Here is a 17,492-nt window from a genome sequence, read left to right as displayed (position 1 = left end):
GTGAATTAATCAATAGGAGTAATATTATGTATATCTCACCCTACACTGCTGTAGATGCAGCACTTGCTGCCAGCGAACGCGCTGAAAGCGAAAAAGCCGCCTTAACAAGTTGTGATGCTAGAGCAACTGTGATCGAACTACTTTCTCAATGTAATAAAGAAAATGTACAGGCGCCGAAAAAACATGAAACAGACCAGATTTTTATTCTCGGCTACAATTAATCACTCACAGTTAATCTATCCAGTCTTAGCTTCACTAGATAAGACTTGCACTAAAACCGATTAGCTGTAATGATAACAATTATCATTACAGCTAATCGGTTTTTCTATGCACTCTCACAATGCTATGCTGCAATATCAGCGGCAAATGAAATGTGTTTGCCAAAGACCAGGGCTACATGCCCCTGCACTTGTTGCTAACTATGTTGAAGCGGGTTTAAACATTGCACGCTATTACGAAAAGCATCACAACTTTATTTTGCAAGAGCTGTATCTAAGACGCACCTTTCATGAATTGCTTGAAAAGATGTGTGATTCATTGGTACATAATGCAATTCGTAAACAATGTTTGGCTCAGCTTTATAAACCGCAACTTGCGCTAAAGCGTTATTACAAAACTCATAACTGTATTGAAAAGTATTTCAGTTTGGAGCGAGAAGCATGTCTTCTCAGCCAAGAATTTAACCCGATTTAGGAGTGTTTATGAGCCAATTTAGAACCGAATCAGATAGCATGGGCGAACTACAAGTCCCAGCAGACGCTTTGTATCAAGCTCAAACGCAACGTGCTATCAACAATTTTAAAATTAGTGGCTTAGCCATGCCTAAGCAATTTATCACAGCCCTCGCCTATATTAAGCAAGCCGCCGCACAAAGTAACGCCGCATTAGGTCACTTGAACCAAGGCAAAGCGAAAGCAATTGAGCAAGCATGCCAAGAAATCATCGATGGTAAACACTTTTCAGAGTTTCCTGTTGATGTATTTCAAACCGGCTCTGGCACTAGCTCTAATATGAATGCCAATGAGGTAATAGCGACACTGGCAAGCCAACTGGCAAACGAAACTATTCACCCCAATGATGACGTGAATATGGGACAAAGCTCAAATGATGTGATCCCCACAGCAATTGCTGTAAGTAGCGCTATTAACATCATTTATGAACTATTTCCTAAACTAGATAAACTCAGTCAAAGCTTGCAAAACAAGCAAGCCGAAGTCGGCCATATTGTTAAAACTGGTCGCACTCATTTAATGGATGCCATGCCAGTAAGTTTTGCGCAAACATTAGCTGCATGGCAGTTACAAGTCGATCACGCCATGACAGGTATTCGCCAAGCACTAGAGCGGGTTTGTGAACTTGCACAAGGTGGTACAGCCGTTGGTACTGGTATCAATGCCGATCCAGCGTTTGCCGGTCAGTTTTGTCAGCACTTAAGTGAGAATTTAGGTATTCGCTTTAGCCCGAGCAAAAACTTCTTTTATAACATAGGTTCACAAGATGCTATTGTAGCGCTTTCGGGTCAGCTTAAGGTATTAGCCGTAGCACAGATGAAAATAGCCAATGACCTGCGCTGGATGAACTCAGGCCCTCTTGCAGGTCTTGGTGAAATCGAGCTTCAAGCCTTACAGCCTGGTTCATCAATTATGCCGGGTAAAGTAAACCCAGTAATCCCTGAAGCTGCAGCTATGGTCAGCGCACAAGTTATTGGCAATGACGCCACTATTACTGTGGCTGGTCAAGCTGGTAATTTTGAACTTAATGTGATGCTACCTGTGATTGCCTTAAACATTCTGCAAAGTATCGAACTGCTGGCTAATAGCAGTGAGGCACTTGCAGATAAAGCGATTACCAGCTTTAAAGTAAACCAGAGCAATGTTGATAAAGCACTCGCCAAAAACCCAATTCTGGTTACGGCACTTAATCCGGTGATCGGCTATAGCAAAGCAGCTAAAATTGCCAAATTAGCTTATCAAGAAGGCCGTCCAATTATTGATGTTGCTGCAGAACATACTGATATCTCACGTGAAGAATTGAGTGAGTTACTCAACCCAGCCAAACTAACCCAAGGCGGTTTGTAATCCTTTAGTACTCCTGTAGCTCTGTGATAACAGAGCTACTTTCTGAAAACTAACGTTTTTATTGCTCCACTTTGAGCAATGTGTATGATAGTGAGTACTTATTCAACGATTTTTAGGTATGTTATGCGCTATCCTCTATTGGCAATTTTATTTCCTGTGTTATTAACTGCGTGCTCTGACGCTGCAACAGATGGGCAAGCCGAATCAACGGCAACAAGCGATAAACTTGTCGAGGCACCAAAAGCCGTAAAAATAGAAAATACTGAAGAAGTGACTAAAGCAGCTCCAGATAAAGCCACTATCAGCTCAGCCCATGAGCAGCTTAAACAATTAATCGATGATCCAAGCTGTGATAACAGCAGCCAATGTAAAGTATTACCTGTTGGTAGCCGTGCCTGTGGCGGCCCAAGTAGCTTCATTGTTTATTCAACCAAAACAGCTGACACGGCTGAAGTTGAAAAACTTGCAAAAGATATCACTGCCCTTGAAAAACAATTTAACGCAGCGAACGACATGATGAGTATTTGTCAGCATCTAACCGCACCAGGTGCGCAGTGTTCTGCTAATACTTGTGTTAAAATCGAAGGCTCAGCGGCAAGTGTATACTAAGGAATAAGCAATAATGGTTCGTTCATCGACTTTAAAGAAACTTTTCATCACTACAACTATGTTAGCAAGTATTGCTTTAACGGGTTGTGAAACAACAACGTCGGGTAGCTCTACAAGCGTTGATTTGAGTGATTTAAATGATCAGCTGAACGATATCGTTAGTAATAATAGTTGTACAGCTAGTTTTCAATGTAAGGTGTTAGAAGTCGGTGAAAGAGCATGTGGTGGCCCAAGCCGCTATGTGGTCTATTCAACATTGAACACGGCACAAGAAAAAGCAGAGCAACTTGCTGAGCAAATTACAGCAGTTGAGAGGTCATCTGGTCAAGCATTAACAGTTAACGACTGTTCACCTGTCTTACCGGTACAATCGCTGTGTATCTCACAGCAATGCCAAGCCATCGAGATTAAGTAAGTAATGCAATAAGGCCGGATACTATCACCACGCTGATGATACAAATCCCGGCCTTATAAATGTATTTTACATGCATTGTATTATGCACCCAGTAAGCATAAATGTAGCGAACAAAGTAACTTGCTGCAGTGCCAAATAATGCAAAAATAACTAAATACGCAAGTAAAATAATATCCACAGTCATGCCACTTCTTTCAAACATCTAGTCTCAGTGTAAGGGCTTAAAGAAGTAAAGGCAAAACCTTAGCTTTTTTTACTATGTTCAATGAGTAATTCAGCAACCCGCTGCTTTACAGCACGCTTATCATCGGCTGCAACACCAAAACGCTCAGCCAATAAGGCAATCTCTTCATCATTTAAGTTAAACGATAAACGCTGCCTGGTTTTTTTCGACTTAACGTCGAGCTCCAAAATCTTACGGATCATATCTGATGGGGTAAGCTCTTGGTCAATTGCTTGTTTTTTTATTGATTTTTGCACTTCACTGCTTAAATCAAACGCCATTTGCGTGGCTCTTACGGCCTGCTCCTGACGCTGCCACTTGGCTTTTGCATCACTCACTTGGCATCCCCAGGAAATAAATCAACAATATCGCTAATTGGTCTAGTTAACGTGAGTGATACTTCTGTTTCACCGCCTTCCCAGATCTCAATATTTAAACTATGTGATTCATCATCAGAGCTTAAACAAATCATTTCACACGGTTCACCGCCTTCGTCTTCGTAACGAGGTAAAGGCTGATTACGGTAATCCTTATTATGGAAATAACACACATAAGGGGCTTCTGTTTGTTTATAGCTTGATGCTAAAAAGTGGCTAAAGCGTTCAGGGCTATTCTGCACATTAATTGCCGTTAGCTCATCTTCATCAAAAATACGAGCGAACTCATCAAGGGTAAAAATCTCATCAACATCATCACGCTGAATTTTGATCGCAAAGTTTGCCCATTGTTCACCGTCATCTGATTCAATTTGCAAAAACACCACTTGGCCAGATTCACTCTCGAGTACCAGCTCATACTCTGCACTACGTTGATACTGATACGTTTGCACATCAATAACACGCAGTGTCTGTCCTTTTAACCAGCTTGGGTAAGCGAACGAATCAATCACAGTTAGCATATCACCAACGAGTAATTGGCTTGGATCAGTAAGCTGACGCTCTGGGGCTTTTTTAGATTTAAAAAAGTTAAACATTGGCTGACTCCTTGTTGAAGCAAAAAAGGTAACCCAGTGCGTGGGTTACCTTTTGTCTTTCCGTTAACTGATTAGCTATTTTGTTTTGCTTTAATACGCGCCAAAATATCTGCGCTTTTTGGGTTGGTATCGCCGATACCCGCTTCAGCCATTTTCGCTTTTAAATCATCGCCGTTAGTATCAGCTTCTAATTGCTTAGCCGCACCTAACTGGTCTTGACGGTCTTGCTGGCGTTGTTTAATACGCTCTAGAGACTCGCGTGCTGATGTCATTGATGAACTATTAGTATTTAGCGTGCTGTTAACAGCCATTGTTGCTTGCTGCACACTTTCAGTCGTTTTAACCATCGTTAATTGACGTTGGTTTTCTTTAATCGACTTTTCAGCTTCTTTAACTTGCTGCTTTAGTTGCACAATGTGGTTACTAAAGCCAGCTAACACTTCTTCGTGCTCTGCTTTTTCAGCTTCGAAATCACCGATTTTTTCTGCGATTTCTAATGCTAACGCTTCGTTACCTTTTTCAAGTGCTTGACCTGCATACGCTTCATGTTCTGCAATTGATGCATCTAGCGCGCTAATTTTACGCTTAGTTTGCATCTCTTTTGCCATTACTTCGGTAAGGCTTTTCTTAGCGCGTTGTAAGGCATTTTGTGCATCAGCAATTTCTTGTTCAAAGATACGGATACCGTTTGCATCAACAACTGCTTGTCCTGCTTCACGAGCGCCACCACGTACAGCTGTAAATAGTTTCTTTAAAATACTCATAATCTTAACTCCAGAAATTGCTAATTAATCGTTTAAATAAATGGTCACGGCTTCAAGTGCATCAATCGCATTGTCCGCCAGTGTTACCAACTCATGGGTAATATCATCAAACGATGAATTAACCGATAGCGCGCCAAAAATAGCGTATTTATCATCAATTTTTGCAAATGCGCTTAATGGAATTGGCACATTTAAACGTAGTAACGTTTCGTTTAACTCATTACGCATATCTGCTTGTACTTCGTTTTCAGCAAACAGGTAGCTAATACACAGTAATTGCTCTTCTGTTTGAGTAACAAAGATAGGTAACTCATCATTCCCATCGACGATAACTTGTAACACATCTTGTTCACCTTCGTTGGCAATCAAGAAAGACTCAAAGCTCACACCTTCTGTTTCAAAAGAAGCCAGTTTGATTGATAGTTCATTTAATTCCATGTCTCACCTTTTTACGTTTTGACATATTATGTCTGAGTTAAGATTTGCATAGCCGACATATTATGTCAACTATAAAATATCAATTTTTGTACAATTCGGTTTCAACTTGCCACGCTTGGCGATAATAATCATATAAGGTTCCAGAACCTAATCTATTGACTTCTATCGTGTTTACTTGTTCAAAAAAATGATTCGGAAACACAAAAGAAGCCAATAAATATTCTTTACTTACCCAACGAGATGGCACTGGTAATTCGTTAGTTTCACGAATTCGCTGACTTGCTGATTTGCCAGCCGTGGTCGCGATTGTCCAACCCCATTGACCAAACGAAGGAATATTTTGTTGGTATTGCTCAACATAACCAAAGCCAGCTGCTTTCATTGTTTTAGCAATACTTAAAAACGCTTTTTTCGCATGATAAGGCGATGTTGATTGCACAGCTACAGCCCCATCAGGCGCCAACAACTGACGCACATGATTATAAAAATAGTCACTGTACATCTTATTAAGGTCAGGATGGTTAGGGTCTGGTAGGTCAATCAAAATAGTGTCAAAGCGCATGCCTTTTGCCAACATAGCTTCAACTTCTAAAAAGGCATCTGCAATGCGAATATCAGCGCGAGGATCACTCATAGAATGCTTATTTAGCACTGTTAACCGTGTTCTTATTTCCTCTGGCGCGTCATATTCACCGACCTCATTGCCAAATAAGTTTAACAACTGACCATCTAAATCAACCAAGGTGACATGCTTTACTGGCCACTTCAAAACATCGCGCAATGCAAGCCCGTCACCACCCCCGATGATCAACACGCGGTCATGACGATTTGAAGCCAACATAGCAGGATACACAAGCATTGAATGATAAATTTGCTCATCCACACTTGAGAACTGTAGACGGCCATTGAGGTAAAGATCAGTAATTGCATTCGGCTGATTGCGACTTAAACGCTCGGTTAACACTAAGTGCTGATACTTGGTTGCTTGCGAGTATATGACTTTATCTTTGTATAAAACATTGCTGAGGTTTTTCATCCAGCTGGTGCCAAGCACGAGCACAAATGCAAAAAACATCAACAACAGTACATGGCAAACCAACAATAACTTAGCGAAGCGAACATGTTGATGATAGCGCCATAAAAACACCAGACCAGCAATAATATTAAACAACGCCGTCCAAGCTGCCGCTTGCATAATTGGCATTGCAAGCATAATGCTTACCCAAATCGCAGCACCGACACCGGCGCCAATATAATCAGCCCCGTAAATAGTACCCGCATTATTTTCTAAAAAGCGACCATAAACCTGCTGGCGAATACGCGCGATCAAAGGGATCTCCATACCAATTAATAGCCCGAGTAATAGGCCAAACACATAGGGTAAGAAACGTGACCACTCCTGTAGCTTTTCAAATACATAGCCGTTAAGGACAGTATCCGCAGGCAGGTTAAAAATTTCAGAGAAGATATGCGGCAATGAATAACTCACAGCGATAACGCTAGCAATCGCTAAAATACAGCCCATGCCGACCAAAGCAATAATACTCTCAAGCCAAGCAAAAGCAGTAAATGCATCTTTAAACCAACGCGCTAAAAAAGCACCGATACCCATAGCCACAATCATGGTACCAATCATGGCATAAATGGCGCTCTCGACCGAGCCTAGAACCCGACCTGCATAATGAGATAGCAGATATTCATAAATAAGGCCGCACCCAGCGAGTACGGCCATAACAGTTATTAATAGGAAGTCATGCCCAAGTAGATTGGCCCTACTTGGGGCGCTTGTTGTAGTAGACACTTAATTAGGCACCTAACAAGGTTGCCATAGTCGAACCTATCGCAAATGAAACCGCTGCAGAGATAGCAGCTACACCTACGTTTTTCTGGCGGTTTACTTCATCTGAAATATCACAGCCTGATAAGATGATTTTGATAGTCACTAAGTGTAATAAAATGAAGGCAACTAAACTTACCGCTGCACTTAATGCCCAGTAACCTAAACTAGCAGCAATGTTGTCAGCCGCATAAGGAGCGATACCTGATGCAGCAGTTAATGCCAATGCACTACCCACTAAAAAGCCAGCGTAACGAATACCCACGGCTAAGTTGCCGTCGATAACCGCTTGTTGCAAGCAGTCACCACTGCGATTAGTACGCTTGAATAACTGCACGCGATATTGGCTGATCAATAGCATCGCAATGCTGCCAATTGCAAAGGCCGCGATCACGATTGGAATACCATGCCAGCCTTCGGTCGCCACCCAAAATAAAGCTGAGCGAATAACAATAGCTACACTCACTACATGACCAAAATCAATCAATGCAGCAGTTGCGTTGCCTTTTACGATTTCGTCATGCAGACTCACTTTACGAAGCGCTACCTTGTCTTGGAAGAAGTGACCAAGCTTAATAAGCACAATTGCCATCACACCATAACCTAGCATTTGTAATGCTTCTTGTTGTAGGGTAGGTGCAAATGCGCCGCTGCTTACACCACTAAGAACAATGGCAAGTGCCACAAGTCCGGCCGCAAAACTAATACCAAAAGCAAAATTGTCGCGCTCAGTTATTTCATCATTAGCATGTAAATTAGATACCCAGCCTTTGATAAATTTTAGGCTGACAAATAAAGCGATAATGATTGCAAAGTCGATTGCTAAAGCTTGCAACGACCAAGTTGTTATTCCATTAAATTCATACATATGTTGTAACTCCGGTGGTTATTCTTTTCACTACTTACCGCGGCTAATGCCACGTGATGTTCTGCTCGAGCTGTTTCGTAATGACCCAGAGCTTTTACTGTAACTACTGCTAGAAGCATAGCTACTACGGGTGCGTGGTGGTGTATAGCTGCTTCGGCTTAATCCAGATGCACCACTGCGTTTAGTGGCATACGGACTAGTGAATTGTTTACCCTGGCGTTGATAAGACTGACGAGTACGCGTCTCTACCGTTTGTTGTGCTTTAATCTGTTTTGGGCTCGAATAACGATAACGGCCATAGTCATTGTAATAGCTGTACTTTCTGTTTCTGCTCCAGCGACCATATTCAACTCGGTCGAATACATCGCCCAACATACGATACATCCCATACCAAACCCAAAAGCTTGTACCGTTGCTATTAGTTTGCCACTGCCCATAGTTAGGGTTACCGACCAATTGGTTACCAACGCTTTCACCTTCAGCTGCTTCACTAATAGCGCCAACCCTTGCTAGTGACCCTTGCGACATGTCTGCAAGCATATTGATAGGATCAGTAAGCGCATCTTGAAATAAAGATGGCTTAGCAGCATCACGAATGAGATCAAGTTGATGAAGGGTATCTTCATAAGGTGGTATTAGATAAGTAGACTTAACATCTGCTAAGCGTTGTGTAAGACCTGTATAAATAGCCCCGTCACGGGTCGCATCAAGACTAATTACTCGTGCGATCTCAGAAAGTTGCGGCTGCTGCTCAGCAAGCACCTGTCCGTATTGTTTAAGTATCGTCGCATTACGCAAAGAGCCATTATCAAGCGCTGTACCAAGCTGATTTAATTCAACCTCAGCTTTTTCTATGGATTGTTGTATTGTTTGTTTCAGCTGCTCTTCTTTCGACTCACAGCCCATAAGCAAGCTTACCAAACAAAACAGGCTAATAAGTTTCCAAGCTTTTATTTGAGACATTCATGTCACCTGATTGTGGTTTAAAAACGCAAATAGTTTTACATAGCTCAGGTACTAAACCAAGATTAAAATTGCAACAAAGGGTAAATTTGGTTGGTACGTTGGGTGGATCGCAGCGAAACCCAACACAGAGCTATCAGCGTTCAGCTGCTTTGTGGAGGTGTTTGGTGCTGAGTCTCCCTCTGCCAGAGGCTCTAGGCTCTAGGCTCTAGGCTCTAGGCTCTAGGCAAAGTGTAGTTGTAGGAATGGCTTCAACCATGAATATATTGGTTATGGCCTAGATTCGGCACTGACGTGCCTCCTACAGGGGTTTGTTGCTGAGGGAGACTCTGCACTATACAACCCCACATTTCAACTGACGTCTGACGGCTGAAAGCTGACATCTCCAGACGCAAAAAAGCCCGACTCTTTCGAATCGGGCTTTCTTTAATTTGGAGCCTGGCAATGTCCTACTTTCACATGGCAAATGCCACACTATCATCGGCGCTGTTTCGTTTCACTACTGAGTTCGGCATGGGGTCAGGTGGGTCCAAAACGCTATTGTCACCAAGCAAATTTGGGTCGTTAATCGCCTTGGCAATCAACTAAAATTCGGAATTCTGATATCAAGTAAATGTCTACTTTAGTTTCTTAACTTCTGTCTGTTACGCTGTCATAAAACGCGTTTGGCGTTGTATGGTTAAGCCTCACGGGTAATTAGTACAGGTTAGCTTAATGGCTCGCACCACTTCCACATCCTGCCTATCAACGTTGTAGTCTTCAACGGCCCTTCAGAGACTTTAAAAGTCTAGTGAGAACTCATCTCGAGGCCTGCTTCGCGCTTAGATGCTTTCAGCGCTTATCAGTTCCGAACGTAGCTACCGGGCAGTGCCATTGGCATGACAACCCGAACACCAGCGGTTCGTTCACTCCGGTCCTCTCGTACTAGGAGCAACCCCTCTCAATTCTCAAACGCCCACGGCAGATAGGGACCGAACTGTCTCACGACGTTCTAAACCCAGCTCGCGTACCACTTTAAATGGCGAACAGCCATACCCTTGGGACCGACTTCAGCCCCAGGATGTGATGAGCCGACATCGAGGTGCCAAACACCGCCGTCGATATGAACTCTTGGGCGGTATCAGCCTGTTATCCCCGGAGTACCTTTTATCCGTTGAGCGATGGCCCTTCCATTCAGAACCACCGGATCACTATGACCTACTTTCGTACCTGCTCGACGTGTCTGTCTCGCAGTTAAGCTGGCTTCTACCATTACACTAACCGTACGATGTCCGACCGTACTTAGCCAACCTTCGTGCTCCTCCGTTACTCTTTGGGAGGAGACCGCCCCAGTCAAACTACCCACCAGGCACTGTCCGTAATCCCGATTAGGGACCAACGTTAGAACATCAAAACTACAAGGGTGGTATTTCAAGGACGGCTCCACAAAGACTAGCGTCTCTGCTTCAAAGCCTCCCACCTATCCTACACATGTAGGTTCAATGTTCAGTGCCAAGCTGTAGTAAAGGTTCACGGGGTCTTTCCGTCTAGCCGCGGGTACACAGCATCTTCACTGCGATTTCAATTTCACTGAGTCTCGGGTGGAGACAGCGTGGCCATGGTTACACCATTCGTGCAGGTCGGAACTTACCCGACAAGGAATTTCGCTACCTTAGGACCGTTATAGTTACGGCCGCCGTTTACCGGGGCTTCGATCAAGAGCTTCGTCCGAAAACTAACCCCATCAATTAACCTTCCGGCACCGGGCAGGTGTCACACCGTATACGTCATCTTGCGATTTTGCACAGTGCTGTGTTTTTAATAAACAGTCCCAGCCACCTGGTCACTGCGGCTCCCGTCCGCTTAAAGAGCAAGTCTCATCACAGATAGGAGCGTACCTTCTCCCGAAGTTACGGTACGATTTTGCCTAGTTCCTTCACCCGAGTTCTCTCAAGCGCCTTAGTATTCTCTACCTGACCACCTGTGTCGGTTTGGGGTACGATTCGGTATAATCTGAAGCTTAGAGGCTTTTCCTGGAAGTATGGCATCAACAACTTCACACCCTTGGGTGCTCGTCTCGTGTCTCAGTCTTAAGAGTCCGGATTTTCCTAAACTCTCAACCTACTCACTTTCACATGGACAACCAACGCCATGCTTGTTTAGCCTGCTCCGTCCCCCCATCGCAATTATACCAAGTACGGGAATATTAACCCGTTTCCCATCGACTACGCCTTTCGGCCTCGCCTTAGGGGTCGACTTACCCTACCCTGATTAACATGGGATAGGAACCCTTGGTCTTCCGGCGTGCGGGTTTTTCACCCGCATTATCGTTACTCATGTCAGCATTCGCACTTCTGATACCTCCAGCATACCTCCCGGTACACCTTCAACGGCTTACAGAACGCTCCCCTACCACTCAAACAAAGTTTGAATCCGCAGCTTCGGTGCATAGTTTAGCCCCGTTACATCTTCCGCGCAGACCGACTCGACCAGTGAGCTATTACGCTTTCTTTAAAGGATGGCTGCTTCTAAGCCAACCTCCTGGCTGTCTGGGCCTTTCCACATCGTTTCCCACTTAACTATGACTTTGGGACCTTAGCTGGCGGTCTGGGTTGTTTCCCTCTTCACGACGGACGTTAGCACCCGCCGTGTGTCTCCCGGATAGTACTTTACGGTATTCGGAGTTTGCAAAGGGTTGGTAAGTCGGGATGACCCCCTAGCCTTAACAGTGCTCTACCCCCGTAAGTATTCGTCCGAGGCTCTACCTAAATAGATTTCGGGGAGAACCAGCTATCTCCCGGTTTGATTAGCCTTTCACTCCTAGCCACAGGTCATCCCCTAACTTTTCAACGTTAGTGGGTTCGGTCCTCCAGTTGATGTTACTCAACCTTCAACCTGCCCATGGCTAGATCACCGGGTTTCGGGTCTATACCTTGCAACTAAACGCGCAGTTAACGCTCGCTTTCACTACGGCTACCCTAATCGGTTAACCTCGCTACAAAATATAAGTCGCTGACCCATTATACAAAAGGTACGCAGTCACCCTCGAGGGGCTCCTACTGCTTGTACGTACACGGTTTCAGGTTCTATTTCACTCCCCTCACAGGGGTTCTTTTCGCCTTTCCCTCACGGTACTGGTTCACTATCGGTCAGTTGGGAGTATTTAGCCTTAGATGATGGTCCACCTATATTCAGTCAAAGTTTCACGTGCTCCGACCTACTCGATTTCACTTAAGATGCATTTTCGTGTACGGGACTATCACCCTGTATCGTCAAACTTTCCAGAATGTTTCACTAACACATAATAAGCTTAAGGGCTGGTCCGGTTTCGCTCGCCGCTACTTCCGGAATCTCGGTTGATTTCTGTTCCTACGGGTACTTAGATGTTTCAGTTCTCCGCGTTCGCCTCGTTAACCTATGTATTCAGTTAACGATACCTGCAAGCAGGTGGGTTTCCCCATTCGGAAATCCTAGTCTCAAGCGCTTTTTACTAGCTTGACTAGGCTTATCGCAAGTTAATACGTCCTTCATCGCCTCCAACTGCCAAGGCATCCACCGTGTACGCTTAGTCACTTAACCATACAACCCAAACGGGTCTTTGTTAGTGACAGCTGTTAACTTCGCCAGAAGTTAATTCATCAAATAATGATGAGAATACTAAAGTAGATACCAATTAATCTTTCGATTAATGGCATATTTTTACTTTTGAAAACTCTTTATAGATACGAATATCTATAAGAATTTTAATATCAGCTTTCCAAATTTTTAAAGAGCAAGAGAATAAACTTCTCAAAATTAAACACACTCTATTCTCAAGCAGTTTATTACCTGATTAAGAATGTTTATTTTTAAGGAGTAAAAGTGGTGGAGCTAAGCAGGATCGAACTGCTGACCTCCTGCGTGCAAGGCAGGCGCTCTCCCAGCTGAGCTATAGCCCCACATATGCTGGTACTTACTGTTTAGTTTCCACTTCAAAGAAGTGGTGGGTCTGAGTAGATTTGAACTACCGACCTCACCCTTATCAGGGGTGCGCTCTAACCAACTGAGCTACAGACCCAAACAATAAGTGTTGTTCTCTTTACAATCAACAATCATCTGTGTGGACACTACGAACAAATAAGTTCTAAATCGTATAAGGAGGTGATCCAGCCCCAGGTTCCCCTAGGGCTACCTTGTTACGACTTCACCCCAGTCATGAATCACTCCGTGGTGAACGTCCTCCCGAAGGTTAGACTATCCACTTCTGGAGCAACCCACTCCCATGGTGTGACGGGCGGTGTGTACAAGGCCCGGGAACGTATTCACCGCATCATTCTGATATGCGATTACTAGCGATTCCGACTTCATGGAGTCGAGTTGCAGACTCCAATCCGGACTACGACGCACTTTAAGTGATTCGCTTACCCTCGCAGGTTCGCAGCACTCTGTATGCGCCATTGTAGCACGTGTGTAGCCCTACACGTAAGGGCCATGATGACTTGACGTCGTCCCCACCTTCCTCCGGTTTATCACCGGCAGTCTCCTTAGAGTTCCCGACCGAATCGCTGGCAACTAAGGATAGGGGTTGCGCTCGTTGCGGGACTTAACCCAACATCTCACAACACGAGCTGACGACAGCCATGCAGCACCTGTATCAGAGTTCCCGAAGGCACCAAACCATCTCTGGTAAGTTCTCTGTATGTCAAGTGTAGGTAAGGTTCTTCGCGTTGCATCGAATTAAACCACATGCTCCACCGCTTGTGCGGGCCCCCGTCAATTCATTTGAGTTTTAACCTTGCGGCCGTACTCCCCAGGCGGTCTACTTAATGCGTTAGCTTTGAAAAACAAGTCCGAAGACCCGAGCTTCTAGTAGACATCGTTTACGGCGTGGACTACCAGGGTATCTAATCCTGTTTGCTCCCCACGCTTTCGTACATGAGCGTCAGTGTTGACCCAGGTGGCTGCCTTCGCCATCGGTATTCCTTCAGATCTCTACGCATTTCACCGCTACACCTGAAATTCTACCACCCTCTATCACACTCTAGTTTGCCAGTTCGAAATGCAGTTCCCAGGTTGAGCCCGGGGCTTTCACATCTCGCTTAACAAACCGCCTGCGTACGCTTTACGCCCAGTAATTCCGATTAACGCTCGCACCCTCCGTATTACCGCGGCTGCTGGCACGGAGTTAGCCGGTGCTTCTTCTGTAAGTAACGTCACAGCTAAGTGCTATTAACACTTAACCTTTCCTCCTTACTGAAAGTGCTTTACAACCCGAAGGCCTTCTTCACACACGCGGCATGGCTGCATCAGGCTTGCGCCCATTGTGCAATATTCCCCACTGCTGCCTCCCGTAGGAGTCTGGGCCGTGTCTCAGTCCCAGTGTGGCTGATCATCCTCTCAAACCAGCTAGGGATCGTCGCCTTGGTGAGCCATTACCTCACCAACTAGCTAATCCCACTTGGGCTAATCTTATGGCGTGAGGCCCGAAGGTCCCCCACTTTGGTCCGTAGACATCATGCGGTATTAGCAGTCGTTTCCAACTGTTGTCCCCCACCATAAGGCATATTCCCAAGCATTACTCACCCGTCCGCCGCTCGACGCCAGAGGTGCAAGCACCTCTTCGTTTCCGCTCGACTTGCATGTGTTAGGCCTGCCGCCAGCGTTCAATCTGAGCCATGATCAAACTCTTCAATTAAAAGTTTTTTCTGTCCCGAAGGACATGCTCAATGAATTCTGAATTTTGATATCTTTCGATATCGAATTGACTGTGCTGAAACAAGTAAACTTGTTTCCGTTGGTCACTCAGTTCAATTGAGACTCTAAATTTGTTTGCGTCATCTAGCGAACTAGAATCTGCTGTTAGAACTCAATCTGTACGAGTGCCCACACAGATGATTGCTTTATATTGTTAAAGAACGTTGCGACGTTGTCGCTAGGGATGCGTATAATACATCCTTAATTTTTCGAGTCAACACTTAATTTCAAACTTTCTTTCGATAATTTGAAACCGAAGTTTCACTTAACTCTCTGCTACGTTGTTCAGCGTCTTTCGTTGCTGCCCGCCGTGTCAGTGGGGTCGCATTATAGGGAGATGGATTTTTTACGCAAGCACTTTTTTCAATAAAATTTAAAAAAATGTACTGTTCGCTCAGCTTTTGAACTAAACACCCTGAAACTGGGTGTTTTACAATCAAATTAGGGGCCTTTTGATGTATTTCTTTGCTTCGCTGTTACACTAGACTGAGCGCATTTTTAAAATTTAAGGTGAATTTATGACTATCCGTTCTTATAAAGGGATCACTCCGACATTCGATAATAGTGTTTATATTGATGAGTCATCAGTTTTAGTAGGTGATATTTCGCTTGGCAAGGATTCAAGTGTTTGGCCTCTTGTTGCTGCGCGTGGTGATGTTAACTATATCCGTATTGGTGAGCGTACGAACATTCAAGACGGCAGTGTTTTACATTTAACTCGTGCCTCTAAGTCAAATCCAGATGGTTACCCTCTTATAATTGGAGATGATGTCACTGTTGGCCATAAAGTCATGCTACACGGCTGCCAACTTGGTAATCGTATTCTTGTGGGGATGGGTGCAATAGTGATGGACAATGCAATTGTTGAAGATGATGTGATCATTGGTGGTGGTTCATTGGTCCCACCTAATAAGCGTTTAGAGTCAGGTTACTTATATGTAGGTAGTCCGGTTAAACAGGCCCGCCCTTTAACAGAACAAGAGCGCGCCTTTTTAAAAATTTCTGCTGACAATTATGTTCAGCTTAAAGATGAATACTTAGCTGAGGGCTAAAACACCTCGGTTAATTCAATTTGTCCTGCCGAGTTATACTGTTCATCTTCGATCAGTTTCTCGGCGAGCTCTTCGTAATCGAAACGATAAGATTCAAAGTAATTAACTGCGCTGCTTTGGGCGGCAAAATCATACTTGCTGGTATCAATAATACACTCCACCATCAAGCCACTTACTTGAGCAAAGAACACCAACTGCTTTTCATCGGGCTTAAATTCAAGTCGGTCGATAAATTGGATAGCTTGATTCACGCAATTTCTCCTGCTTTAAGCGCGTTCACAATGGGAAGAATTTCTGGCATTTTATTGCGCCATACAAAATAAGCTTGTGCAGCTTGACCAACCAGCATGCCACAACCATCGAGTGTTAAACATGTTGGGTTAATCGACTTAACCCAACTAATGAATGCCGTATCATCATTCGCGTAAAACATATCGTATGCGCACTGGCACTTTGCAACGTGCTGCTGTGCTATACCTGGCAAGTCTCCAGTTACACTACTTGATGTAGAATTGATAACCACATTATAGTTACTTGCTGGGATATCATTTAAACCACAACCTTGCACATCTATCTCCCCCTTAAAATGACTTGCAAGTGCTTGCGCTTTTTCAACGGTACGGTTGGCTATTGTTAAGCTTTCGATTTGTTCATTCAATAATGGTTGAATGACACCTCTCGCCGCACCACCCGCTCCAATAAGAAGTACTCGCTGACCTTTTAAAATGACATTATTGGCTAAAAGGTCTTTAACCAGCCCTACACCATCGGTGTTATCACCGAGTAAGCGGCCATCTTCGAGTTGTTTAATGGTATTAACGGCCTCGGCTATTTTTGCTTGTTCTGTTAGTTCATCTACCATGGCAAAAGCCTGCTCTTTAAATGGCAAAGTGACATTAGCCCCTTTACCACCAGCAGCGAAAAACCCAGTGACAGTTTTTTCAAATGCATCTGTTGGTGCTAAAATGGCGCTGTATTCGATTTGCTCGTTTAATGATGCAGCAAATTGTGCGTGTATTGCGGGTGATTTCGAATGTTTGATTGGATTTCCAAAAACCGCGTATTTGTCCATAGTGAAGCAACCTCTTCGCCCTGTAGAGCTTTATTAATATTATGATTAAACGACTTTTTTCTAAATCGAAACCAATGCCTGAAACGCCTACCCCAGAAAAAACACCTTATGAAATTATTGGTGGTGAAGCAGGAGCTCGAGCAATTGCAAATCGATTTTACGACATAATGGCCACTGATGAATACGCCAAACCATTATATGATATGCATCCTCAGCCTTTAGATAGAATTCGCCAAGTATTCTTTGAGTTTTTATCTGGCTGGCTGGGCGGCCCCGACCTATTTGTTGAAAAATATGGTCACCCGATGCTAAGAAAGCGTCACATGCCTTTCCCTATTGATCAAGACTTACGTGACCAATGGATGCATTGTATGAATAAAACGCTCGATATCGAAATTGATAACCCACTACTTCGCGAAGGGTTAAGACAATCTTTATCGCAACTCGCCAGCCATATGATCAATCAAAACTAACTAAGCTTTGCGCTA

General features: G+C 44.2%; 17 protein-coding genes, 2 tRNA genes and 3 rRNA genes. 7 read left to right on the top strand and 15 right to left on the bottom strand.

Annotation, left to right across the window (positions count from 1 at the left end; all coding sequences use genetic code 11):
- The first annotated feature begins 26 nt into the window (after positions 1-26).
- The 5 genes from QUE86_RS08015 to QUE86_RS07995 all read left to right on the top strand — a co-directional run bounded on the left by QUE86_RS08015 (position 27) and on the right by QUE86_RS07995 (position 3,102).
- Complete coding sequence (locus QUE86_RS08015; RefSeq protein ID WP_130050090.1) at positions 27-221, top strand: hypothetical protein; 195 nt, start codon at positions 27-29, stop codon at positions 219-221.
- A gap of 106 nt (positions 222-327) precedes the next feature.
- Positions 328-693: a hypothetical protein gene (locus QUE86_RS08010; RefSeq protein WP_167658784.1), complete on the top strand. Its 366-nt coding sequence runs from the start codon at positions 328-330 to the stop codon at positions 691-693.
- An 8-nt stretch (positions 694-701) separates the two neighbouring features.
- On the top strand, positions 702-2,078 hold the full coding sequence (locus QUE86_RS08005) for a class II fumarate hydratase (protein WP_130050091.1): 1,377 nt from the start codon (positions 702-704) through the stop codon (positions 2,076-2,078).
- A gap of 123 nt (positions 2,079-2,201) precedes the next feature.
- On the top strand, positions 2,202-2,687 hold the full coding sequence (locus QUE86_RS08000; RefSeq protein WP_167658782.1) for a hypothetical protein: 486 nt from the start codon (positions 2,202-2,204) through the stop codon (positions 2,685-2,687).
- 13 nt (positions 2,688-2,700) lie between these two features.
- Complete coding sequence (locus QUE86_RS07995; RefSeq protein WP_286256441.1) at positions 2,701-3,102, top strand: hypothetical protein; 402 nt, start codon at positions 2,701-2,703, stop codon at positions 3,100-3,102.
- Here the strand turns inward: QUE86_RS07995 and QUE86_RS07990 are convergent.
- The 13 genes from QUE86_RS07990 to QUE86_RS07930 all read right to left on the bottom strand — a co-directional run bounded on the left by QUE86_RS07990 (position 3,095) and on the right by QUE86_RS07930 (position 14,821).
- Positions 3,095-3,280: a hypothetical protein gene (locus QUE86_RS07990; RefSeq protein WP_130052220.1), complete on the bottom strand. Its 186-nt coding sequence runs from the start codon at positions 3,278-3,280 to the stop codon at positions 3,095-3,097. The two genes, QUE86_RS07995 and QUE86_RS07990, sit on opposite strands and share 8 nt — an antisense overlap.
- Positions 3,281-3,345: 65 nt before the next feature.
- A complete protein-coding gene (locus tag QUE86_RS07985; protein ID WP_054554605.1) occupies positions 3,346-3,663 on the bottom strand; it encodes a hypothetical protein in 318 nt (105 codons plus the stop codon).
- Positions 3,660-4,298 carry a hypothetical protein gene (locus tag QUE86_RS07980; RefSeq protein WP_130050094.1) on the bottom strand — a complete coding sequence of 213 codons (639 nt, stop codon included), beginning with the start codon at positions 4,296-4,298 and terminating at the stop codon, positions 3,660-3,662. Before QUE86_RS07980 ends, QUE86_RS07985 begins: the two co-directional genes overlap by 4 nt.
- A 71-nt stretch (positions 4,299-4,369) precedes the next feature.
- Positions 4,370-5,062, bottom strand: a complete 693-nt coding sequence (locus tag QUE86_RS07975; RefSeq protein ID WP_130050095.1) for a PspA/IM30 family protein — start codon at positions 5,060-5,062, stop codon at positions 4,370-4,372.
- A 24-nt stretch (positions 5,063-5,086) separates the two neighbouring features.
- A complete protein-coding gene (locus tag QUE86_RS07970; RefSeq protein WP_054563728.1) occupies positions 5,087-5,500 on the bottom strand; it encodes a YjfI family protein in 414 nt (137 codons plus the stop codon).
- Between the two features lie 79 nt (positions 5,501-5,579).
- Positions 5,580-7,232, bottom strand: coding sequence for a polyamine aminopropyltransferase (locus tag QUE86_RS07965; protein WP_434784477.1), 1,653 nt, complete (start codon positions 7,230-7,232; stop codon positions 5,580-5,582).
- A 73-nt stretch (positions 7,233-7,305) separates the two neighbouring features.
- Positions 7,306-8,205, bottom strand: a complete 900-nt coding sequence (locus tag QUE86_RS07960) for a DUF350 domain-containing protein (protein ID WP_130050097.1) — start codon at positions 8,203-8,205, stop codon at positions 7,306-7,308.
- 30 nt (positions 8,206-8,235) lie between these two features.
- Positions 8,236-9,168 carry a CHAD domain-containing protein gene (locus QUE86_RS07955; protein WP_130050098.1) on the bottom strand — a complete coding sequence of 311 codons (933 nt, stop codon included), beginning with the start codon at positions 9,166-9,168 and terminating at the stop codon, positions 8,236-8,238.
- A gap of 436 nt (positions 9,169-9,604) precedes the next feature.
- Positions 9,605-9,719, bottom strand: a 5S ribosomal RNA gene (gene rrf, locus QUE86_RS07950).
- A 124-nt stretch (positions 9,720-9,843) separates the two neighbouring features.
- A 23S ribosomal RNA gene (locus QUE86_RS07945) occupies positions 9,844-12,726 on the bottom strand.
- A 283-nt stretch (positions 12,727-13,009) separates the two neighbouring features.
- Positions 13,010-13,085, bottom strand: a tRNA-Ala gene (locus QUE86_RS07940).
- A gap of 42 nt (positions 13,086-13,127) precedes the next feature.
- A tRNA-Ile gene (locus QUE86_RS07935) sits at positions 13,128-13,204 on the bottom strand.
- Between the two features lie 76 nt (positions 13,205-13,280).
- Positions 13,281-14,821 (bottom strand): 16S ribosomal RNA (locus QUE86_RS07930).
- The 16S, 23S and 5S rRNA genes sit together here with 2 tRNA genes alongside, the layout of an rRNA operon.
- A 577-nt stretch (positions 14,822-15,398) precedes the next feature.
- Here QUE86_RS07930 and QUE86_RS07925 point away from each other — a divergent pair.
- The gene (locus QUE86_RS07925) at positions 15,399-15,932 is read left to right on the top strand and encodes a gamma carbonic anhydrase family protein (RefSeq protein WP_130050099.1); all 534 of its coding nucleotides are present in this window, start codon (positions 15,399-15,401) and stop codon (positions 15,930-15,932) included.
- Here QUE86_RS07925 and QUE86_RS07920 read toward each other — a convergent pair.
- The gene (locus QUE86_RS07920) at positions 15,929-16,183 is read right to left on the bottom strand and encodes a DUF1488 family protein (protein WP_167659046.1); all 255 of its coding nucleotides are present in this window, start codon (positions 16,181-16,183) and stop codon (positions 15,929-15,931) included. The genes QUE86_RS07925 and QUE86_RS07920 overlap by 4 nt on opposite strands.
- Positions 16,180-17,004, bottom strand: a complete 825-nt coding sequence (gene aroE / locus QUE86_RS07915) for a shikimate dehydrogenase (protein ID WP_286256419.1) — start codon at positions 17,002-17,004, stop codon at positions 16,180-16,182. Before aroE ends, QUE86_RS07920 begins: the two co-directional genes overlap by 4 nt.
- A 41-nt stretch (positions 17,005-17,045) precedes the next feature.
- Here aroE and QUE86_RS07910 point away from each other — a divergent pair, with 41 nt between their 5' ends.
- Positions 17,046-17,477 (top strand): group II truncated hemoglobin, encoded by a 432-nt coding sequence (locus QUE86_RS07910; RefSeq protein WP_130050102.1) that lies wholly within the window; start codon positions 17,046-17,048, stop codon positions 17,475-17,477.
- Positions 17,478-17,492 lie beyond the last annotated feature (15 nt).

It is taken from the genome of Pseudoalteromonas apostichopi, from assembly GCF_030297135.1.
Classification (GTDB): domain Bacteria; phylum Pseudomonadota; class Gammaproteobacteria; order Enterobacterales; family Alteromonadaceae; genus Pseudoalteromonas; species Pseudoalteromonas apostichopi.
This window is presented reverse-complemented; position numbering and strand designations above follow the sequence as displayed.